The organism is Serratia sp. 201, assembly GCF_037027545.1.
GTDB lineage: Bacteria > Pseudomonadota > Gammaproteobacteria > Enterobacterales > Enterobacteriaceae > Serratia > Serratia bockelmannii.
Genome location: NZ_JAXCHC010000002.1, coordinates 959,472 through 981,902 on the forward strand (window position 1 = coordinate 959,472; position 22,431 = coordinate 981,902).

A 22,431-nucleotide genomic window follows, 5' to 3' on the forward strand; every position below is an offset into this window, starting at 1 on the left:
GGGCAATAAAAAACCCTGCACGAGTGCAGGGTTTGCGTAGCGGTGAGCCAATCAGGCGGCGATGCATGGCCGCCTTGACGATGCGTTAACCGATGGTCATCAGGCTGGCGTTACCGCCGGCGGCGGCGGTGTTGACGCTCAGCGAACGTTCGATCAGCAGGCGTTCCAACAGGATGTTGGTTTCACCGTGGGCGAAGCCCTGCACCGAAACGATGGCGCCGCCGCGCTGCGCGATCTGCTCGCACAGGGTGCGCAGCTGGTCGGCATCGCCGTGGTAGATGGCGGCGTCGAACTCGACCTTATCCTGCTGCCAGTCTTTGCTGAAGGCGATGCGCGCCTGCACATCGTTCGGCAAGCGGCGGAACAGATTGCGCTGCAGTTCCGCTTCCGGCCACAGCACGCAGCTGCCAACCGCCAGCACGGCGGCCAGCTGGGTCAGCGCGTCGGTTTCGTTATCCGCCAGGCACAGCACGCGTTCACGCGGCAACAGGGCATAGGTATTGCGCTCGCCGGTTGGGCCCGGCAGCGGGCGTACGGTGCCGCCCTGGCCCAGTTCCGCATAGCGCTGCGCCAATGCCGCCAGTTCGCCGTGTTGGCTGGTGACCGCCCATTTCTCCAGCGATTGCAGCGCACCCAGCAGCTGCGGCCGTGCGGTGGCTTCCATCGGGCGCTCTTCGTCCTGACGGTGCAGCGTACGTTGCAGCGCGTCGTCTGGGCGGTTGGCCAGCAGACGGTACAGGTACAGCGGACCGCCGGCTTTCGGGCCGGTGCCTGACAGGCCTTCGCCGCCGAACGGCTGCACGCCGACCACTGCGCCGACCATGTTGCGGTTGACGTACAGGTTGCCGACCTTGGCGCGTTCGGTCACCCGGGCGATGGTTTCATCGATACGGGTGTGAATGCCAAGCGTCAGGCCATAACCGGCGGCGTTGATCTGATCGACCAGCGCGTCCAGATTGTTGCGCTGGAAGCGCACCACGTGCAACACCGGGCCGAAGATCTCTTTCTGCAGCTCGTCGAAGCTGTCGAGCTCGATCAGCGTCGGCTTGATGAAGGTGCCGCGCGCCCACTCTTTCTCATCCTGCGCGCTGCCTTTGGCGGCCTGGTACACCTTGCGGCCTTTGGCACGCATCGCTTGGATGTGGCGTTCGATGCCGGTTTTGGCTTCGGCGTCGATCACCGGGCCCACGTCGGTCGACAGGCGCTCCGGATTGCCCATGCGGCATTCGGCCATCGCGCCGCGCAGCATTTGCAGCGTGTGCTCGGCCACGTCTTCTTGAATGCACAGGATACGCAGCGCGGAGCAGCGTTGGCCGGCGCTGTCGAAGGCGGAGGCCACTACGTCAGTCACCACCTGTTCGGTCAGGGCGGAGGAGTCGACGATCATGGCGTTCAGGCCGCCGGTTTCGGCGATCAGCGGCGTCGGACGGCCTTGCGGATCCAGACGGCCGGCGATGCTGCGTTGCAGAATGCCGGCGACGTCGGTGGAGCCGGTAAACATCACGCCGCGGACGCGGGCATCGTTAACCAGCGTTGAGCCGACGGTTTCACCCTGGCCCGGCAGCAGCTGCAGCACGCCTTGCGGAATGCCGGCTTCCAGCAGGATACGCACCGCCTGCGCGGCCACCAGCGGCGTTTGCTCGGCCGGTTTGGCCAGCACGCTGTTGCCCGCCGCCAGCGCGGCGGCGATTTGGCCGGTGAAGATCGCCAGCGGGAAGTTCCACGGGCTGATGCAGACCACCGGGCCCAGCGGGCGGTGGCTGTCGTTGGCGAAGTCGTCGCGCACCTGGCCGGCGTAGTAGTGCAGGAAGTCGACCGCTTCACGTACTTCGGCGATGGCGTTGTTGAAGGTTTTACCCGCTTCGCGCACCAGAATGCCCAGCAGGCTTTGCAGCTGGCTCTCCATCAGCTCGGCGGCGCGTTCGAGGATCGCGGCGCGCTCCGTCGGCGGCGTAGCGAACCAGATTGGGCCGGCGGCCGCGGCGGCGTCGAGCGCACGGCTGACTTCGCCTTCGGTGGCTTCACGCACGTAGCCGACCACATCGCCTGGCTCTGCCGGGTTGATCACCGGCTGCTCGACGCCCTGATCCAACTCGGCATCGATGATAGGTTCCGCGCGCCATGGATGGCTGGCGCTGGTGAGCAGGGCGCTGGACAGCGAAGCCAAACGCTGTTCGTTGGACAGATCCAGGCCGCTGGAGTTGGTACGTTTCTCGCCATACAGCTCGCGCGGCAGCGGAATGCGCGGATGCGGCAGACCAATCTGGCCTTCGCTGGCCGCCAGCGCTTCCACGGCGCTGACCGGATCGGCCACCAGTTCGTCGAGCGGCAGGGTGGCGTCGGCGATGCGGTTGACGAACGAGGTGTTGGCGCCGTTTTCCAGCAGGCGGCGCACCAGATAAGCCAGCAGCGTTTCATGGGTGCCGACCGGTGCATAGATGCGGCAAGGGCGGTTCAGTTTGCCGTCGGCCACTTTGCCCACTACCTGTTCGTACAACGGTTCACCCATGCCGTGCAGGCATTGGAACTCATACTGGCCAGGGTAGTAGTTATTGCCGGCCAGGTGATAGATGGCGCTCAGCGTATGGGCGTTGTGGGTCGCGAACTGCGGATAAATCAGGTTCGGCACCGACAGCAGCTTGCGGGCGCAGGCCAGGTAGGAAACGTCGGTGTACACCTTGCGGGTGTAAACCGGATAACCTTCCAGGCCGTCCATTTGGGCGCGTTTGATTTCGCTGTCCCAGTAAGCGCCTTTCACCAGACGGATCATCAGGCGACGGCGGCTGCGTTGCGCCATGTCGATCACCGCGTCGATGGCGAACGGGCAACGTTTTTGGTAGGCCTGGATCACGAAGCCGATGCCGTTCCAGCCGGCCAACTGCGGCTCGAAGCACAGTTTCTCCAGCAGATCGAGCGAGATTTCCAGTCGGTCGGCCTCTTCGGCGTCGATGTTGATGCCGATATCATACTGGCGTGCCTGCAGGGTCAGCGACAGCAGGCGCGGGTAAAGCTCTTCCATCACGCGTTCGTACTGCGCGCGGCTGTAGCGCGGGTGCAGGGCGGACAATTTGATGGAGATGCCGGGGCCTTCATAGATGCCGCGGCCGTTGGAGGCTTTGCCGATGGCGTGGATCGCCTGCTGGTAGGAAACCAGGTAGGCCTGGGCGTCGGCTTCGGTCAGGGCGGCTTCGCCCAGCATGTCGTAGGAGTAGCGGAACCCTTTTTCTTCCAGCTTGCGCGCGTTGGCCAGCGCCTCGGCGATGGTTTCGCCGGTCACGAACTGTTCGCCCATCAGGCGCATCGCCATGTCCACGCCTTTGCGGATCAGCGGCTCGCCGCTCTTGCCGATAATGCGGTTCAGCGAGCGGGACAGATTGGCTTCGTTATGGGTCGACACCAGCTTGCCGGTGAACAGCAGGCCCCAGGTGGCGGCGTTGACGAACAGCGACGGGCTGCGCCCGAGGTGCGAATGCCAGTTGCCGTTGCTGATCTTGTCGCGGATCAGGGCATCGCGGGTCGGTTTGTCCGGAATGCGCAGCAGCGCTTCCGCCAGGCACATCAGCGCTACGCCTTCCTGCGAGGAGAGGGAGAACTCTTGCAGCAGGCCTTGCACCATGCCGGCGCGGCCGTTTGCACTTTTTTGGTTACGCAACTTCTCGGCGATGCCGTAGGCCATTTTGTGAGTAGCCTGAGCAAGATCGGCAGGTAATCGCGCCTGTTCGAGCAACATCGGCACCGCTTCGGTCTCCGGGCGACGATAGGCGGCGGTGATGGCGGCGCGGGTCACCGATTGCGGCAGAATTTGTTCGGCGAAATCGAGGAATGGCTGGTGTGACTCTTCCTGCGCTTGCGGCATAATGTCGTCCGCTTCAGGCTGGCCCGCAGCGGCCAGCGCTGGAATTTCAGGAATATCGGTACCGCTCTCGAGACGCTCGAGGTAATTAAAGATGGCCTGCTTGATGAGCCAGTGCGGCGTGCGATCGATGCGCTGCGCGGCGCTCTTGATCCGGTCGCGTGTTGCCTCGTCGAGTTTCACGCCCATTGTGGTAGTGCCCATGCCTATCCAACTCCTGTGTTTAGAACCTATCCCATCAGGCTAGACAAACAGCAGGCTGGAAAGCCTGTTGGGATAGGTTCGTGTGATGTGTGGTGTCAAGAATGCAGACAATATCCTGCATGTTGCAACTTTGTGCAACCTTGTTAAATCAGGCGGATGAACGAAGTGTGAGTTTCATCGATTTTTTAACACAGGCAGTTGGCACGAATGTTGCGTTATTGAGCGAACGCGGCGGGGTTTATTACGCCGCAGGCGCTTTACCTTGCGGTATATGAGGGTAATAGCAGGGTGCAACTCATTTTGTTTGTCGTGAGTGCAACCTTTGAGCCCGGTAAATGTGACGCAGGGTAAACTTTGTGTAACTTTGTTGTTAAATATCTTGTTGGTTGATGAAAGGCTCATCTAGGATAACCGACGGTCAACAATTACGGGCAGAAACTATTTTACCTGCACTTGCTCGCAGGCTGCGCCACGTTCCGGCGCGGCGGCCAGTGAAATGCATTGCGCGTGGGTTTACCGGCGCCGGCTTGGCCGGAGCGAAACGCGAATAATAATGAAAGTGGAGAATTAAATGACAATGAGCACACCTATGCTGGTGACCTTCCTGGTGTACATTTTCGGGATGGTGCTGATCGGCCTGCTTGCCTACCGGGCAACCAACAACTTTGATGACTATATTCTCGGCGGTCGCAGTTTGGGCAGCGTGGTGACCGCGCTGTCCGCCGGCGCTTCCGACATGAGCGGCTGGTTGCTGATGGGCCTGCCGGGCGCCATCTTCCTCTCCGGCATCTCCGAAAGCTGGATCGCCATCGGCCTGACCATTGGCGCTTACCTGAACTGGAAGCTGGTGGCAGGAAGGCTGCGCGTACATACCGAAGCCAACAACAACGCCCTGACGCTGCCGGACTATTTCACCAGCCGCTTTGAAGACAACAGCAAGTTGCTGCGGGTGATCTCGGCCATCGTCATCCTGGTGTTCTTCACCATTTACTGCGCCTCCGGCATCGTGGCCGGCGCGCGCCTGTTCGAAAGCACCTTCGGCATGAGCTACGAAACCGCCCTGTGGGCCGGCGCCGCGGCGACCATCCTGTATACCTTTATCGGCGGTTTCCTGGCGGTGAGCTGGACCGACACCGTGCAGGCCAGCCTGATGATTTTCGCGCTGATCCTGACCCCGGTGATCGTGATCTTCGCCGTTGGCGGCATCGATACCTCGATGCTGGTGATCCAGGCACAGAACCCGGCCAACCTTGACATGCTGAAGGGGCTGAACTTCGTCGCCATCCTGTCGCTGCTGGGTTGGGGCCTGGGCTACTTCGGCCAGCCGCATATCCTGGCGCGTTTCATGGCGGCGGATTCTCACCGCACCATCCGCAGCGCGCGTCGCATCAGCATGACCTGGATGATCCTGTGCCTGGCCGGCACCATCGCCGTCGGTTTCTTCGGCATTGCTTACTTCGCCAATAACCCGGATCAAGCCGGTAACGTGTCGCAGAACGGCGAACGCGTGTTCATTGAACTGGCGATGTTGTTGTTCAACCCATGGGTGGCGGGCGTGCTGCTGTCGGCGATTCTGGCGGCGGTCATGAGTACCCTGAGCTGCCAGCTGCTGGTGTGCTCCAGTGCGATCACTGAAGACCTGTACAAGGCATTTCTGCGCAAAGGCGCCAGCCAGCGTGAGCTGGTATGGGTCGGCCGCGTGATGGTGCTGGTGGTGGCGTTGATCGCCATCGCGCTGGCGGCCAACCCGGAAAACCGCGTACTGGGCCTGGTGAGCTATGCCTGGGCCGGTTTCGGCGCCGCCTTTGGCCCGGTGGTGCTGATTTCGGTGATGTGGTCGCGCATGACCCGCAACGGCGCGCTGGCCGGGATGCTGGTCGGTGCGGTGACGGTGATCGTCTGGAAACAGTATGAATGGCTGGGCCTGTATGAAATCATCCCGGGCTTTATTCTGGGCTGTTTCGCCATCGTGGTTGTGAGCCTGATGGGCCGCCAACCTTCCGCCACCATGACCGAACGTTTCGATCAGGCGGAAGCCGAGTACAAAACGGTATAACGCCGTTCGATGTCAGTCAGCAAGGGGCGCGCAGAGCGCCCCTTCTTTTTGCCGGCTTACCCCGTCATCCGGCTGTAACACCTGGCGACATTTGATTAGAAAAAATCACGCTTGCGCCTCTTGTATTTCTTCTTGGCAGAATGATAATCACTCTCGTTGTATTTTACGTTTCTTTACAGAGTTGCCGCCGCTCATTTCGAGTCAGTTTTCTCTGCCGCCGCGGTCTTTTCAGGGGTGTTTATTTATGTTGGTTCCCTTTCTTATCATGTTCCGCGAGGGGCTGGAGGCTGCGTTGATCGTCAGCCTGATCGCCAGCTACCTGAAACGCACGCAGCGCAGCCAATGGCTCGGTGCGGTGTGGATCGGCGTGATTGTCGCCGCGGCGCTGTGTCTGGCGCTCGGCATCTTCATCAATGAGACCACCGGCGAGTTCCCGCAAAAACAGCAGGAGCTGTTTGAAGGCATCGTGGCGGTGGTGGCGGTGCTGATCCTCACCTATATGGTGTTCTGGATGCGTAAGGTGTCCAAATCGGTCAAGGTGCATCTGGAAGGGGCGATCGATCAGGCGCTTAACGCCGGTAAAGGGCAGGGTTGGGCGCTGGTGGCGATGGTGTTCTTCGCCGTAGCGCGAGAAGGGCTGGAGTCAGTGTTCTTCCTGTTGGCGGCGTTTCAGCAAGACGTGGGCGCCGCGGCGCCGATCGGTGCGGTGCTCGGGCTGGTTGCCGCCATCGTGCTGGGCATGATGATTTACTGGGGCGGTGTGAAGCTGCACCTGGCCAAATTCTTCAAATGGACCAGCCTGTTCATTTTGTTCGTCGCCGCCGGCCTGGCCGCCGGGGCGATCCGCGCCTTCCACGAAGCCGGTCTGTGGAACCATTTCCAGGACATCGCCTTCGATTTCAGCAACACCCTGTCGACCCATTCGCTGTTCGGCACCCTGCTGGAAGGCATTCTCGGTTATCAGGAAGCCCCGACGGTCAGCGAAGTGGCGGTCTACTTCCTGTATCTGATCCCGGCGCTGATTTTCTTTTTCCTGCCGCAGCGCGCGGAGCCGGCAGCGGCCCCGGCGCAACGTAAAATCAATCATTAATGTTTAATAGGGAATCTCGTATGTCTACTCCGTTATTTCGCCGCAAGGCGTTGCACGCAGCATTACTGGCTATCCCGGCGTTTGCGCTGAGCATCGACGCCTTGGCGGCGGACGTGCCGCAGGTCAAGGTCACGGTCAACGACAAGCAGTGCGAACCGATGCAGCTGACGGTGCCGGCCGGCAAGACGCAGTTTGTGGTGCACAACACCAGCCAGAAAAACGTCGAATGGGAAATCCTGAAAGGGGTGATGGTGGTGGAAGAGCGCGAGAACATCGCGCCGGGTTTCACCCAGAAAATGACTGCCACGCTGGAAGCGGGCGAATATGACATGACCTGCGGGCTGCTGAGCAATCCGAAAGGCAAACTGACTGTAACTGCGGCGGCCGGCGCTACCGACGGCAAGCCGAGCGCGCTGGATCTGGTTGGCCCGATAGCCGATTACAAAGTTTACGTCACCAAAGAAGTCGATGGGCTGGTGAAACAGACCAAGCTGTTCACCGACGCGGTGAAGGCCGGTAACGTGGAGCAAGCGCGCAAGCTGTACGCGCCGACCCGCCAGCACTATGAGCGCATCGAGCCGATCGCCGAGCTGTTCTCCGATCTGGACGGCAGCATCGACGCCCGCGAAGACGACTACGAGAAGAAATCGGCGGATCCGAACTTCACCGGTTTCCACCGCCTCGAGAAGGCGCTGTTTGCCGACAACTCAACCAAAGACATGGGCGCCTACGCCGATCGCCTGTACCACGACACCGTTGAGCTGCAAAAGCGCGTGAGTGAACTGACCTTCCCGCCGAGCAAAGTGGTGGGCGGCGCAGCCGGGCTGATCGAAGAGGTGGCGGCCAGCAAGATCAGCGGTGAAGAAGACCGCTACAGCCGTACCGACCTGTGGGACTTCCAGGCCAACGTCGACGGCGCACAGAAGATAGTCAACCTGCTGCGTCCTTTGCTGGTCAAGGCCAATAAGCCGCTGCTGGACAAGATCGACGCCAACTTCAAAACCGTGGACACCATCTTGGCGAAGTACCAAACCAAAGACGGCTATGAGTCCTATGAGAAGCTGACCGATGCCGATCGCAATGCGTTGAAAGGGCCGATCACCACGCTGGCGGAAGATCTTTCCCAACTGCGCGGCGTGTTGGGTCTGGACTGAGGCATAAGGTTATGAGCAACAAGGCAGGCCCGAATAACGGGCCTCATCCGCACTCTCAGGGGGCGGCATCGCCTTCGCGGCGCCGTTTGCTGCAAGGGCTGGGGCTGGGCGCACTGGCACTGGGCGGCACCCGTCTGGTGCAGGCGGCGGACAAAGCGGCGGAGCCGTTGGCGACGCCGCAGGATGAGCGCTGGCAGAAGCAGCCGTTTTATGGCCGCCATCAGGCCGGGGTGCTGACGCCGCAACAGGCGGCGATGATGCTGGTGGCGTTCGATGTGCTGGCGACCGACAAAGCGGGGCTGGAGCGCCTGTTCCGGCTACTGACCGATCGCATCGCCTTCCTGACTCACGGCGGCAAGGCGCCGGAGGTGGACGCCAAACTACCACCGCTCGATTCCGGCATCATGGGGCCGGAGATTTACCCGGACAACCTGACCATCACCGTCTCGGTCGGCGCATCGCTGTTCGACGAACGCTTTGGTCTGCAGGCGCACAAGCCGCTGAAATTGCAGAAAATGACCCGCTTCCCCAACGATGCGTTGGACGCCGGGCTTTGCCACGGCGACCTGCTGCTGCAGATCTGCGCCAACACCAACGAAACCGCTCTCCACGCGCTGCGTGACATCATCAAGCACTCGCCGGATCTGCTCAGCGTGCGCTGGAAGCGGGAAGGGTTCATCTCCGCGCACGCGGCGCGCAGCAAAGGCAAAGAGACGCCGATTAACCTGTTGGGGTTCAAAGACGGCACCGCCAACCCGAAGACCGACGACAAACCGCTGATGGATAAAGTGGTCTGGGTCGGCGACAGCGTTGGTGAACCGGCGTGGACGGCCGGCGGCAGCTATCAGGCGGCGCGTATTATTCGTTTCCGCGTCGAGTTTTGGGATCGCACGCCGCTGCAGGAGCAGGAAACCATTTTCGGCCGTGAGAAGCACAGCGGTGCGCCGCTCGGCATGAAGCATGAACATGACGAGCCGAATTACGCGAACGATCCCGATGGTAAGGTGATCCCGATGGATGCGCACATTCGATTGGCTAACCCCCGTACGCCGGAAAGCCAAAGCAACCTGATGCTGCGGCGTGGCTACAGCTATTCCCTTGGCGTTTCCAATGCCGGGCAGCTGGAAATGGGGCTGCTGTTTGTCTGCTATCAGGCCGATCTGGAGAAAGGCTTCCTGACGGTGCAAAAAAGGCTGAACGGCGAAGCGTTGGAGGAATACATCAAGCCGATTGGCGGCGGGTATTTCTTCGTGCTGCCGGGCGTGAAAGAGAACGGTGACTATCTGGCCAGCGGCCTGCTCAAGGCCTGAACCCGAAATGACGAGGCGGGATCGCCTGCCTCGTTTTACTTTGTTTTGCCTGCCGTACGGAAGATTGAGCGTCGAAAGTCAATTCAACACCTGGCCTATGGATTAAAAAGCACGCACCGCGTGCGCTTTTGTGGTGTGCAAAATTTAATCAGGAAACCAAAGTGTCATTCGCACTGTTTAATTATAATTTATTGATATTTATAGATTATAAATTCTTGTGGAATGACGTGTCGTGCGTGATATAGTGTTTTAGCGATAACTAAAAACAAAAAATATAAATTTTTTTACATTTTAGTAACGCGACAGGATTGAATGTCATTATACTGTAATCATCTGGCGGTAGTTTTCACACGGTGCACAGCTTGAAGCTGTAAATATCACTGCGGGGATCGCTAATGGTAAAGTCCTTGGTTGGGCTGGAAAGAAAAAATAACACATCTCCCCTGATTTCTCGTTGTAACGAGGGTTCTCTCTCCGACTCTCTTTTACCGGCAACTCCGCACTCTTATCGCTACCGAATCTCACCACTTTTTACTCCACGTTTATTGATGCAGTCCGCGTTGCCCCGTGAAAAAACGGCGCTTAAGCGTTGCCGTCAATTCACATTGTCCCTTGGCTCTTATTGGCTCGGAGGAGGCCAAAACCTAATACGTGTGTGAAACATAATCGCACGGCCTGGCCGTTGCGGTAGGTGAAACAAACTGTAAGGTGCCACTATGGGTAGACAGAAAGCAGTGATCAAAGCACGTCGTGAAGCGAAACGCGTTATTCGTCGTGACGCTCGTAGTCATCGCCAGCTGGAAGAAGAGTCTGTGACCTCGCTGGTGCAAATGGGGGGAGTCGAGTCTATCGGCATGGCGCGAGACAAGCGCGATAGCTCACCCATCGAGGCTAGAACCGAAGCTCAGGGTCATTACTTATCAGCCATAGAGAATAAGCAGCTGATCTTCGCCACCGGCGAAGCGGGCTGTGGCAAAACATTTATCAGCGCCGCCAAGGCGGCGGAGGCGCTGATCCATAAAGAGGTGGATCGAATTATCGTTACCCGTCCTGTTTTGCAGGCGGATGAAGACCTCGGCTTCTTGCCGGGGGATATCTCCGAGAAGTTCGCCCCTTATTTCCGCCCGGTGTATGACATTCTGGTACGTCGTTTAGGATCTTCCTTTATGCAGTACTGCCTGCGCCCGGAAATCGGTAAGGTAGAGATTGCGCCGTTCGCTTATATGCGCGGACGCACCTTCGAAAATGCGGTCGTTATCCTGGATGAAGCCCAGAACGTGACCGCCAGCCAGATGAAAATGTTCCTGACCCGCCTGGGGGAAAACGTGACGGTTATCGTTAACGGCGACGTGACCCAGTGCGACCTGCCGCGCGGCGTGAAATCCGGCCTCAGCGATGCCCTGGAACGCTTCGAAGAGGACGAGATGATCGGCGTTATCCGCTTTGAAAAACAGGACTGCGTACGCTCCGCTTTGTGCCAGCGCACGCTCAACGCTTACAGTTAACCTATCCGCTAATGGAAAGGCCGCTTCGGCGGCCTTTTTCTTGCCTATCTAAATACTACTCAATTCGTTTCGTTGGCAAAGAAGGGGGCTGAAAAAGTCCAGTTTAACCACAATTGGGATGCAGAGGCTTTCTCCCCAAAAGACGGCCAGCGTTATCTGGTGCGCATCTGGAGCAAAATGCGCACCGCGTTTAAAGACAACGGCCTGAGCGTTTACGGTATGCGTGTCGTTGAACCTCACCATGATGGTACGCCGCACTGGCATATGATGCTGTTCTGCGAGCGTAAACAGCGGCAGCAGATATCCACTGAAATTGCGGATGGACAACGGACCAGAACTGGTCTCACTGACGCTGGCACAGTGGGCTGAAGAGCATGGAGTGATGCTGGAATTTATCAAACCGGGAAAACCAACGCAGAATGCCTTTATCGAACGGTTTAACCGGACGTACCGGACAGAAATCCTGGATTTTTATCTGTTCAGAACCCTGAATGAAGCGCGGGAAATCACAGAGCACTGGCTGCTGGAATACAACAGCGAGCGACCTCATGAATCCCTGAATAACCTGACACCGGAGGAGTACCGGCTGATGGTCGAAAAACCGGAAATATCAAAAAGCGCGTGGAACTAAAACGGGTGTGCTTACAATACCATCCCCGTTGATTGGGGATGGTCAGTAATTATTTTTTCTACATGAAACTATAACTCGCTAATCTAGGGTTAATAGCTTAGTTTTCGTGCTTTTTTAAACCAGCCGTTATGAGTTTGCCTAGTAGTTCATCACCTCCCTCAGAAAGCTCCATTGTTTTGCTTTCTAATTTTTCTTTTGCAAGAATAAGCTCTTCAGTACGATTGATTAAATCATCAATGATTGATAAGTCTTCAGGGATTGGAATTAGAATGTTAGCAATATGATTGGGCTCAAGGTGTTGTTGTACAGCACCATATTCATTTCTAAGCATTTGGTTGAGGGCTTTATCAGTCATTAGGAACTGATAAACATATAGTCTTAATGAATGATCTTTTATTCTTACTCTGATTAAGTCGTCAGAAACTATAGCACCATCTAAACGTTTTGTAATATATGCAACCCGCCCAATAGTTCCCGAGCGAGTAATTACGATGTCACCCCTGTAAACCCGAATTGCATCAATTACAGATAACTGATTTTGACTGGCGAATTTTAAATTTAATAATTTCGCACTGTCAGATTTTTCTTGCAAAATGGCTGAGGGTGTATAGTATTTTTCTACATATTCTGAAATTTCCTCAACAATAAGGTTTTCGCTTTTCAAACGAGGGCCTTTGAATATTCTTATGTCATTAGAAATTTGACCCAATGTTGTAACTGACCACCCATCAAGACCATCGATAGACTCAATTTGTTTTATTGTTTCATTAAGATTAGGCAAGTATACCTGCGGATTAATTCTCAATTGAGAGTCAATTTCGGATTTTAGTATGGAGAACCTATATTCTGACTCCTCAAAGTTAGATGTCTTAAGTTTTTTGAAATCACTTAATATTTCATCAAGATCATGATCTATCTCATCGAGGATTTCATTGTTTTTTCCTCTTTTGAATATAGGGAATCCTTCGCTATCTTGACCAATTTTTTTAGAGATAGCCATGAAGATTGAATAATCCTTTTCGACCGATTCTTCTAATTTAGGTCGTTGTATAATCACGACACAAGTTCTGACTCCAGTATGGGGTTGGAATGTGTTTTTATGACAATTTATAACGGCTAGTAATTTAAATTTTTCTAAAATAAGATGTCTCAAAGGATAGTAGGTTTGCGTGTCAAGAAAACTCTTTGGCATAATTATCCCGATCTTACCACCTGGTGCTATCCACTGGAGGCAGCGTTCGAGAAATAGCATTTCTGGTGGAATACCATCAGAAACTAGCTCGTTAGTTGGTAAATACTGTCCATTACGGTTTGTCCAACGAATACCACATTGAAAATTATCTAATACATTCTTATCACTAATTCTTCCTTCACCAACACCTGCAAACGGTGGGTTTGTAAGAATTATATTTGGAGAACCAGCACCGCATCGTGCTACTACTCGTTCATTTAAATCAGCAATAGGTCCTAGGGAATCTCCTTGTGTCATCCCTGTATGGCCATCACCATTAAGAATCATAGCTGTTTTTGCAATTTTAACTAACCTTTTGCTGATTTCAACCATGAATAGGTTAGTTCTATGCTTATCTAATTGTCTTTGTTTGGCAATTGAAGTTCCTGCAGATGTAAGTATTTTCTTTCTTACATGGCGCATTGCTCCAGTTAAGAAGCCACCTGAACCACCTGCCGGGTCTAGAATAATGTCAGTGTAATCTGGATCAATTGCTTGCGCTAAAAAATCCACGACTAATCTATTTGTAAAAAACTGTCCTCTGCTTTTTTTTAGATAGGTTGCAGTATATTGCTCATAGGCATGTCCCATAATATCCCAGTCATGAGACTCATGCAGGTCGCTTAATAATCTATATCTTTGAAGTTCAACAACAACATCACAAATAGCACGAGGGCCCACAGATATTTTTTCATGGTCTGAGAATACATCCCGGTTTTGAGATACAACCTCAGAAAACAGAGAGTAGACACGCTCAGCTACAGCTTGTTGTCCTATGGGAGAATTATACTCCTCAGGGGAACAGTAAAATTCACAAAATTCGCTAGTTTTCTCTTCATCCATAGCTTTTGCTAAAATGATTCTAACCATATCCATGGTTAAATCATCTTCATCGCCATCAATTCCACGGCCATGTAATTTATTATGGCATTGTCTTAATAACCCTTTGATATCCTTGGGTCTTTTGAGTGATGTTTTTTTTCGTTGACTCAGTTCATCCCATGACTCTCCTTGCACGGGAATGCCAGTCCATTCAATAAGTTCATTTGTTGGTGTAAAGAAACGGCGAAAATAGTTTATGGTAGTCCCGTTAAACCAAATCCCACCTTCTGCACTTGTGTTGTAAATGTATGATACGAGCTGATTATAGCCTGTTTCAACTTTAGGGGCTTTACATTCGACAACCAAGAGGATTCCACCTTGGTCTTTATTTTTTTTTGCTTTTGGTGTCTTGTAGATAACTATGTCAGCACGAACTGGATTACCGAACTTATCTTTCAGTTCGGAACTCCCATAGTAAATTGTGACTTCTCGAGAAAGTACAGTTTTAGGGTATAGATATTCGTAATGCAAAACCCTTAGGTAATATTGTCTTACATGCTCTTCCGGGGTGGGTTCTAGCAATGAACCATCAATGAAATCTATTATTTTGCCATCTTCACTAATTGAAATCTTGAAATTATCCATTTTTTAACGCATCTCTAATTGTTGCCTCCTTGTTATCATATCACACCTCTAATGCGAAATAAATTAAAACATGGGGTAATGTCGCTGTTTCTAGATTGTATTGGGTTCGTTTTAATATTAGATATTATTGCATTAAGTGATGCTTTATTTTTACTGAGGTTGTTTTACTCCTATGGTGATGCGCCATAATTATTATACCTATGATACTTTAAGATGCTGGAGCATGAACTAAGGGGCGTGGTAGAGGGGAATTATTAGAGTTCTATCATCCTGCATCTTGAAGTTACTTGGGTATAGATATAATGCTTTTAATTATTCGAGATGATGGGTGGCTAAAGTTCTGGTTCGAAGTTCGCACAGTTTTCATTGCGGGGGAGAACTCACACTACAACCTATGGTGGTTAGTAAAACCTAAAACACCATGACTTCTGATTGATGATAAAAAATCCAAATAATAAATGCAAAAATAACACTTACAGAAATGGTTGGTTAGAACATGTTTATGCATTAAAATGCATGTGCTCACGTAATAAATTTTTTCATCATTAGGCCAACATTGGTGCCGTTCCTAACAACATTTACACTGCATTAAAACCGACCCATAAAGCGGGCAGGTGTGGCGGGGATAGCATTGCGCGCAGGCATGTATTTAATTATCAAAATTGACGGCGTCAGCGCGTCGTGGTGGCGTTCTGTTGTGCTGGTTTGATTCGCGGGTATATACGAGCAAGCGGGCTGTGGCGGGCGTGAGAGGGCGTTTGGTTGCAGGTATAAAAAGGCCGCCAATCTGGCGGCCGGTTTATCATTCGTCGTCGTTGTCGAGGCTGTACTTTTTAAACCGGATGACCTCGACGTCGGCCCAGTCATTCACCTCTTTGATGTGCTGCTGGAGCGGTGTCAGCTCATTGCGGACAAACACCTTTGCGGCCTTCCCCACGTCACCCACTGACGACGTTCTCCGGCTTGTCGCCCAGCAACTGGTAGGGGATGCGGTGGGCGTCCAGCAGGTCAGCGGCGCTGACCTTTTGATGTTGAAGAAGTCATCCTTTGTCGCTACCTCGCTGAGCGGCACAATCTTGATACCGTCGGGCTTCCCGTTCGGCGCGTAGAAGAACAGGTTTTTAAAGTTCCCCATGCCTTTAGAGTCGCTCATCGCTTCGCGCAACGCCTCAACATTGGTATTGTTCTGCGCGGCGTCGGTGACATACATGATATAGCCCGCGTGCGCGCCGTTCTGATAATACTTGCGGCGAAACAGCGTGGCGGACTCGTTCAGCCACGCGGAATTGAGCGCCGACAGATATTCCGGCATCCCATACAGCTCTTGATTGATATCCGGTTCCAGCAGGTGAAAAACGCTGTCGGGCGCGAATGGATGTGGCTCAGCGAACGATTGCACGAACCAGTAAACGCTCGGGTAAACGCCGCGCCGGCTGTATTTGGCCGGGGAAGTCTCCAGCTTCAACAGCTTGCCGGTCACGCTGAAACCCTTTTCTAAAAAGGTGTTGCCGAACACCAGATAATCCAGCACAAACCGGCTGAAATCCTGCTGTGACAGCAGCAGGTGCGGGATGTAGGTGCTCGCCAAAATATTGCGCTTCACGTAAATGGGGGAGCTGTGGTGCACGGCGGCGCGTAGGCTTTTTGCCAGCCCGGAAAAGCTGACGGGCGGTTCAATCCATTTACCGTTACCGACGCATTCCGTGTAGTCCAAAATGTCTTGGCGATCCAATACGACCGACGGCTTCTCTGGTTGTGAGGCCGGCGTTAGCTCACACGGCATATTAGGGTCTGCAAAGCATGCTGATGTAACCGAACGAAAAACTACCGGAGATCCAGGGCCTTTTTCTTGCTCGCTATTTATCATTTCGTTTAACCTTTGTGTAAATTATTGTGGTTTTTTGTATAGATTTTCGTTGAGTTAGCGTTAATGATTAATGGGTTCCAGATTGGCGCGCAATTTGCCTGTGCCGCCAAAAGGACATTATCTGGGGTGTGCGCCGCGCGGCGCATAGCGTGTGGGTTCCTTGATGCGATTCAAACATGAAATACATCATTCTGATTTTGCTTATTTTATGCGTCGTCTATGTGCATTACCGCGGACGGGTGCGCTACAACGTGTGGCGACAGCTGTCTGACCATTCCACCTTTACTGCACCGTTGAACGTTTTCATGTATCTGTTTTCCCGTGTGCCGACTACGCCGTACCTGAAGCCGGAGCAGTTCCCTGAGTTGGCGGTACTGCGGGAGAACTGGGAAACCATCCGCGACGAAGGACAGAAGCTGATGGAGATCCAGCAGATCAAGGCGTCCGATCAATTCAACGACGCCGGTTTCAACTCATTCTTCAAGACTGGTTGGAAACGCTTTTATCTTAAATGGTATGAAGACAGCCATCCTTCCGCCATGACCCTGTGCCCGCAGACCACGGAACTGCTGCGCAGCCTGCCTTCGGTCAAGGCGGCGATGTTCGCCGAACTGCCGGACGGCAGCCGGTTGCCGCGCCACCGCGATCCTTACGCCGGTTCGCTGCGTTATCACCTGGGGCTGATTACTCCCAACGATGACCGCTGCTTCATTGAGGTGGACGGCGAACGCTACAGCTGGCGCGACGGTGAAGGCGTGATGTTCGATGAAACCTATCTGCACTATGCGGAAAATCAGAGCGGGCAGAATCGTCTGATCCTGTTCTGCGACATCGAACGGCCGATGCGCTACCGCTGGGCACAGGCGGTTAACCACTGGCTGGGGCGCAATCTGATGAGCGCCGCCACCGCGCCGAACGAAGAGGGCGATCGTACCGGCGGCGTCAACAAGATGTTCAAATACATCTATGCGATACGCCGGGTGGGGAAACGCTTGAAGGCCTGGAACCGCACCGGTTATTACATCATCAAGTGGATTTTGTTCGGGGGGATCGCCGCGGCGATATTCTTCTCGGTATAACGAAGGCAGGGGCGCACAGAGTGCGCCCCTTTTTGATCAGGCGAAGATAGTCATCATGTAGGCGGCGAACAGCGCCAGGTGGGCGGTGCCGTTCAGCACGTTGGTGCGTCCGGTCGAGAACGACAGCTGGCACAGCAGCAGCACCGTCAGCATCACCACGATATGCGGCGTTTGCAGGCCGAAGATCAGCGTCTGCCCGGTCAGGGTGGCGATGATGGTCACCGCCGGCACGGTCAGGGAGATGGTCGCCAGCACCGAACCGAAGAACAGGTTCATGGCGCGTTGCACCTGATTGTTCAACACGGCGCGCAGCGCGCCCAGACCTTCCGGCGACAGGATCAACAGCGCCACCAGGAAACCGGTGAACTGCGCCGGTGCATTCATCTTGGTCAGCAGGCCTTCCAGCGGATTGGCGTTGAACTTGGTGACGGCGATCACTGCGATCAGGTGCACGATGAGCCAGGCGGCGTGCCAGGCGCTGCTGTGCGAAGAGGGCTTGCCGTGATGCGGATCGCCATCGTCGTCTTCATGCTCGTACACGAACAGGCTCTGATGGGTTTTGGTCTGGATCACCAGGAACACGCCATACATGGCGGCGGATATCAACGCCACCAGCAGCGCTTGCCCGGTGCTGAAGTTGCCGCCAGGCAGCGCGCTCGGGAACACCAGCACGATCACCGCCAACGGGAAAATCGCCATCAGATACTGTTTGATGCCGCCGAGGTTGACGTACTGGGTGGCGAACTTGCGCCCGCCGAGGAGCAGCGCGAAACCGACCAGGCCGGCGGAAACGATCATAATGATGGAATACAGCGTGTCGCGCATCAGCGCCGGTGCGGCGTCGCCGGTGGCCATCAGCGCGGAAATCAGGCTGACCTCGAGGATCACCACCGACAGGCTGAGGATCAGCGAGCCGTAGGGTTCGCCCAATCGGTGGGCCAGCACGTCGGCGTGGCGCACCACGCTGAAGGCGCTGCTGAGGATCCCCACCAGCGCGAGAATATTGATGCCGACGATTAGCGGAAAGTTATCGGTGCTACCCCATAGATTTAGCACTACCAACGCGGCGATAGGGAAGATCAGAGAGTATTCGGTGTGGCGAGATTTGGTGGATCGGCCAGGATCGTGTTGCGACTTCATGAGGGTGGCACTCCTTCTCAAACAGCGTAGCCCGTCAGCGCCGGTTGCCGTGATACGGCAACTCTGCGTTTCCAGTAGGTATTTTATATTAGGATACACCCACGGCGCCGGTGTGATGTTGTTTTTATCTGAGAAAGCAATTGCTTGCTTTATGTGATCAGGGTAGCAAAAAAACCGCACGGGGTGCGGTTTTATTTACTTACTTTTACGCAATAACGCCAAGTTTTAACGTTAGATTTGAGAAAAGTCACGTTTACTTGTTTAGTACTCGGTTAATCAAGGAAAATGAGACGATCAGTCGTCAATATTATCCATGATTTCATGCCGTTTATTGTGGTAACCCTCTTCATTTAGCCCCTCACGCCAGTAAGGCACAGCATAAAGACGATTACGATCGCATTGACGTTCACGGCGTAGGTAGCGGCGCAGCTCTACCACCAGGCGATCTTCACCGGCGAGCCAGAAGTGGGTATCGCTCTGCGGCACGGATTGCGCGCGGAACCGAGCGACCAATTCGTCGGTTTTCTCTGTGCCGCCGACAACCCAATTCACCTCAACGCCGGCAGGCTTTTTCAGGTCAATGACGTCAGCGTTGCTGTCGACGCGGACGAAAGCGCGTCCGGCGCTGTGCGGCGGCAGGTTTTCCAACAGCGCGGCCAGCGCAGGCAGTGAGGAGGGATCGCCCGCCAGGGAGTAGAAATCGGCGGCCGGCAGCATCGGTTTGGGGCCGCCTGGGTTGCTGATGCCGATTTTATCGCCGGCTTTCGCCTGGCGCGCAAAGTCGACCGCCGGGCCCTGATGGTCATGAATGGCGAACTCGATGTCCACTTCCGCCAGTTCCGGGCGCACGGCGCGGATGGAATAGGTGCGCACGATCGGGCGTACGGCATCTGCGGCCCAACGCGGGCCGTTTTCGGTCAGCGTCGGCAGGTCCGGCTGCGTCTGGCCGGCGAGCGGCAAAAAGACTTTGATGTGTGCAGCGGCGGCATTGGCCGGGTAGTAACGCAGATCGGGGGCGGTAAAGGTAATGCGGCGCAGGTGCGGCGTAATGTCCTGTACGCGGCTGACGGCGATCAGGTAGGGGGCGCGTGAGCGAGGGGCTTCGGTAGTCACGGGGATCTCCTTATAGTTCGTTTGGCGGTGAGTATAACATGTCGTTTGATAATGAGAATTGTTTGCTAATTGAGACGAAACCGCATGTGGGCTAGGCTTAAGGTTCACTCATCCTGAAAGGGGAGGCCATATGCCCTACCACAGCACGAACGACTTGCCGGACAATGTGAAGCATGTGCTGCCGGAACATGCGCAGGCGATCTATAAAGAAGCGTTCAACAGCGCCTGGCAACAATACCGCGATCCCGATGACCGGCGCGGTGACGACAGCCGTGAAGAGACGGCGCATAAGGTGGCTTGGGCGGCGGTCAAGCAAAGCTATCGTAAGGGCGATGACGAACGTTGGCATAAAAAGTAACGAATTATCACGCAGCAAAAATCGCGCAGACATTATGTGGAGCCCGGCAATTAATATTATTGCTGCTCAGTACAAATACTTTTTCACTTTAACGCCGCTTTGTAACTTGATTGCACGTCAGGAAAAGAATAAGGTCATTCTTATAAGGCGCGGTGATTGAATTAATAAAAATCCGCAGCCGAAAATAAAACATCAAAGGTTCAGCAGTGGCGAGGGAAGGCGAGAAATCGTATTCCCGGGAGGTAATATCAGTGTTAACGCGAGATTTTCTGCAAAAAGCGGATTGCAAAACTGCATTCGGCGCTATTGAGGAGTCGTTGTTGCTGACGCCTGAACAGCGTGCAGCCTCGTTGGATTGCACCTTATCGCGCCGGCCGGGTCACAGCCCCGTATGGATATTCGGTTACGGTTCGCTGATGTGGAACCCGGTTTTCGAATCGGAAGAAGTGCGGCCGGCCAAGCTGCAGGGTTGGCACCGGGCGTTCTGTATGCGCTTGACCGCCGGGCGCGGCACGCTGCATCAGCCGGGGCGCATGCTGGCGTTGAAGGCCGGCGGCCACACTACGGGCCTGGCCTTTCGCTTGCCGGAAAGCAAACTGCGTGAAGAGTTGGAGCTGCTTTGGAAGCGCGAAATGGTGACCGATTGCTACGTGCCGACCTGGTGCGAGCTGGAGTTGGATGGCGGCGAGAAGGTTACTGCGTTGGTATTCGTGATGAACCCGCAGCATCCGCTGTTTGAAGAAGACACCAGCTACCAGGTGATCGCGCCATTGATCGCCAGCGCCAGCGGCCCGCTGGGCACCAACGCGCAATATCTGTTTGCGCTGGATAACGAGTTGAAGCACCACGGCATGCAGGATGATTGCATCGGCGATCTGGTGCGCTGCGTGCAGCAATGGCTGCAGCAGAACCGCACCGGCGGCATCGGCAGTGAGGCCACCGCCTGAGGCTGCTGCGGGAATGCGAACGGTGAGGGGCTCAGCATGCTGAGCCCTTTTTTTATATCTAATGCCTATATTTAATAACTTTAATTTGCACAGTGATTGAAGGCATGTTTTTATTGTGGTTATCTATCCCTTTATTTTTAAAGTCATTCGCTGTTTTTTGTCAGTTTCCCATCCCCTATGCGAAGCAGAATGATCGACTTAGTATTAAATTGCATAAGTAAAGGTTATTTCTTATTTGTTCAGCCCCGCGGGACTCCGTATCAATATGGCTAACGCTACTGGAAGAAACAGGGAGACGGGGATGAACTTTCAACAATTAAAAATTATTCGTGAATCGGCGCGCTGCAACTACAACCTGACCGAGGTCGCCAATACGTTATTTACCTCGCAGTCCGGCGTCAGTCGGCATATTCGCGAGCTGGAAGAAGAGCTGGGCATCGAAATATTCATTCGCCGGGGCAAACGGCTGCTGGGCATGACCGAGCCCGGCAAAGAGCTGCTGGTGGTGGCGGAGCGCATTCTCAACGACGCCAATAACATCCGTCGCCTGGCGGATGTCTTCAGCAGCAACGACTCGGGCCAGCTGCATATTGCGACGACGCACACCCAGGCGCGCTATAGCCTGCCGGGGGTGATCAAAGAGTTTCGCGCGCTTTATCCGCGGGTGCGGGTGGTGCTCAATCAGGGCAGCCCTGAAGAGATCGTCTCGATGTTGGCCGCCGGCGAAGCCGATATCGGCATTGCCAGCGAACGGCTGATGAGCGACGAATCGCTGGCGTCGTTCCCATATTACCGCTGGCATCACACCATTCTGGTGCCGGAAGGGCACGAGTTGACGCGTCAGCCGCAGGTGACGCTGGAGATGCTCAGCACTTTGCCGCTGATCACTTACCGGCAGGGCATTACCGGGCGCGCGAAGCTGGATGCGGCGTTCAAAGCGGCGGGCCTGACCCCGGACATCGCGCTCAGCGCACAAGACTCCGACGTGATTAAAACCTATGTCGAACTGGGATTGGGCGTGGGCGTGCTGGCGGACATGTCGTATGAAAAAGAGCGCGATCGCGGGTTGGTCAGCCTCAACGCCGAGCATTTGTTTGAACCCAATACGGTATGGCTGGGCCTGAAACGCAGCCAGCTGCAGCGCAACTATGCCTGGCGCTTTATCCAACTGTGCAACCCGACGCTGTCGCTGACCGAAATCAAAGACAAGGTCTTCTCGTCGCAGCTGGACGCGGTGATTGATTACCAGATTTAACCGATAAGCGGCAGGCAATTCCTGCCGCGCATTCTGCATTGCCCGCCTAATAATCAAAACCCCATCTATATACATAAAAAGAATATCTATAGTGATTTAAGTACCTTCAGCTGCCGATCGCGCTCGCATACACTCGCAAAATTATTATAAATTCCATCCGCTTGGAGAGTT

14 protein-coding genes and 2 pseudogenes are annotated in these 22,431 nt (G+C 54.7%); 11 read left to right on the top strand and 5 right to left on the bottom strand.

Annotated features, from left to right (window positions below):
• Positions 1–85 precede the first annotated feature (85 nt).
• Positions 86–4,057 carry a trifunctional transcriptional regulator/proline dehydrogenase/L-glutamate gamma-semialdehyde dehydrogenase gene (putA, locus tag WA302_RS12815; RefSeq protein WP_025303235.1) on the bottom strand — a complete coding sequence of 1,324 codons (3,972 nt, stop codon included), beginning with the start codon at positions 4,055–4,057 and terminating at the stop codon, positions 86–88.
• A gap of 571 nt (positions 4,058–4,628) precedes the next feature.
• Here putA and putP point away from each other — a divergent pair.
• The 7 genes and pseudogenes from putP to WA302_RS12850 all read left to right on the top strand — a co-directional run.
• Positions 4,629–6,113: a sodium/proline symporter PutP gene (gene putP, locus WA302_RS12820; protein ID WP_025303234.1), complete on the top strand. Its 1,485-nt coding sequence runs from the start codon at positions 4,629–4,631 to the stop codon at positions 6,111–6,113.
• A gap of 244 nt (positions 6,114–6,357) precedes the next feature.
• Positions 6,358–7,203, top strand: coding sequence for an iron uptake transporter permease EfeU (gene efeU, locus WA302_RS12825; RefSeq protein WP_261456443.1), 846 nt, complete (start codon positions 6,358–6,360; stop codon positions 7,201–7,203).
• 20 nt (positions 7,204–7,223) lie between these two features.
• Positions 7,224–8,357, top strand: coding sequence for an iron uptake system protein EfeO (efeO, locus tag WA302_RS12830; RefSeq protein ID WP_261456442.1), 1,134 nt, complete (start codon positions 7,224–7,226; stop codon positions 8,355–8,357).
• 11 nt (positions 8,358–8,368) lie between these two features.
• Complete coding sequence (efeB, locus tag WA302_RS12835; RefSeq protein WP_089181026.1) at positions 8,369–9,667, top strand: iron uptake transporter deferrochelatase/peroxidase subunit; 1,299 nt, start codon at positions 8,369–8,371, stop codon at positions 9,665–9,667.
• A 716-nt stretch (positions 9,668–10,383) separates the two neighbouring features.
• Positions 10,384–11,172, top strand: a complete 789-nt coding sequence (phoH, locus tag WA302_RS12840) for a phosphate starvation-inducible protein PhoH (protein ID WP_015378226.1) — start codon at positions 10,384–10,386, stop codon at positions 11,170–11,172.
• Between the two features lie 47 nt (positions 11,173–11,219).
• Positions 11,220–11,475, top strand: a pseudogene (locus WA302_RS12845) (replication endonuclease); the annotation flags it as partial.
• 1 nt (position 11,476) lies between these two features.
• Positions 11,477–11,803 (top strand): annotated as a pseudogene (locus tag WA302_RS12850) (integrase core domain-containing protein); the annotation flags it as partial.
• Positions 11,804–11,900: 97 nt separating this feature from the next.
• Here the strand turns inward: WA302_RS12850 and WA302_RS12855 are convergent.
• Positions 11,901–14,501: an N-6 DNA methylase gene (locus tag WA302_RS12855; RefSeq protein ID WP_336064086.1), complete on the bottom strand. Its 2,601-nt coding sequence runs from the start codon at positions 14,499–14,501 to the stop codon at positions 11,901–11,903.
• Positions 14,502–15,303: 802 nt separating this feature from the next.
• Positions 15,304–16,233, bottom strand: coding sequence for a phage portal protein (locus WA302_RS12860; protein ID WP_336064087.1), 930 nt, complete (start codon positions 16,231–16,233; stop codon positions 15,304–15,306).
• 311 nt (positions 16,234–16,544) lie between these two features.
• On the opposite strand from WA302_RS12860, the gene lpxO reads away from it, so the two are divergent.
• A complete protein-coding gene (lpxO, locus tag WA302_RS12865; protein ID WP_025303230.1) occupies positions 16,545–17,447 on the top strand; it encodes a lipid A hydroxylase LpxO in 903 nt (300 codons plus the stop codon).
• Positions 17,448–17,483: 36 nt separating this feature from the next.
• Here lpxO and chaA read toward each other — a convergent pair whose 3' ends face one another.
• Both chaA and WA302_RS12875 read right to left on the bottom strand, forming a co-directional pair.
• Positions 17,484–18,587: a sodium-potassium/proton antiporter ChaA gene (chaA, locus tag WA302_RS12870; protein ID WP_025303229.1), complete on the bottom strand. Its 1,104-nt coding sequence runs from the start codon at positions 18,585–18,587 to the stop codon at positions 17,484–17,486.
• A gap of 294 nt (positions 18,588–18,881) precedes the next feature.
• Entirely contained in the window at positions 18,882–19,700 is an 819-nt protein-coding gene (locus WA302_RS12875) for a siderophore-interacting protein (RefSeq protein ID WP_025303228.1), read from the bottom strand.
• A 130-nt stretch (positions 19,701–19,830) separates the two neighbouring features.
• Between WA302_RS12875 and chaB the strand changes: the two genes are divergently transcribed.
• From chaB to cbl, 3 genes are all read left to right on the top strand, one after another.
• A complete protein-coding gene (gene chaB, locus WA302_RS12880; RefSeq protein WP_025303227.1) occupies positions 19,831–20,058 on the top strand; it encodes a putative cation transport regulator ChaB in 228 nt (75 codons plus the stop codon).
• Positions 20,059–20,309: 251 nt separating this feature from the next.
• Complete coding sequence (locus tag WA302_RS12885; RefSeq protein ID WP_025303226.1) at positions 20,310–21,005, top strand: gamma-glutamylcyclotransferase; 696 nt, start codon at positions 20,310–20,312, stop codon at positions 21,003–21,005.
• A gap of 301 nt (positions 21,006–21,306) precedes the next feature.
• Positions 21,307–22,260: an HTH-type transcriptional regulator Cbl gene (cbl, locus tag WA302_RS12890; RefSeq protein WP_025303225.1), complete on the top strand. Its 954-nt coding sequence runs from the start codon at positions 21,307–21,309 to the stop codon at positions 22,258–22,260.
• Positions 22,261–22,431: the final 171 nt, after the last annotated feature.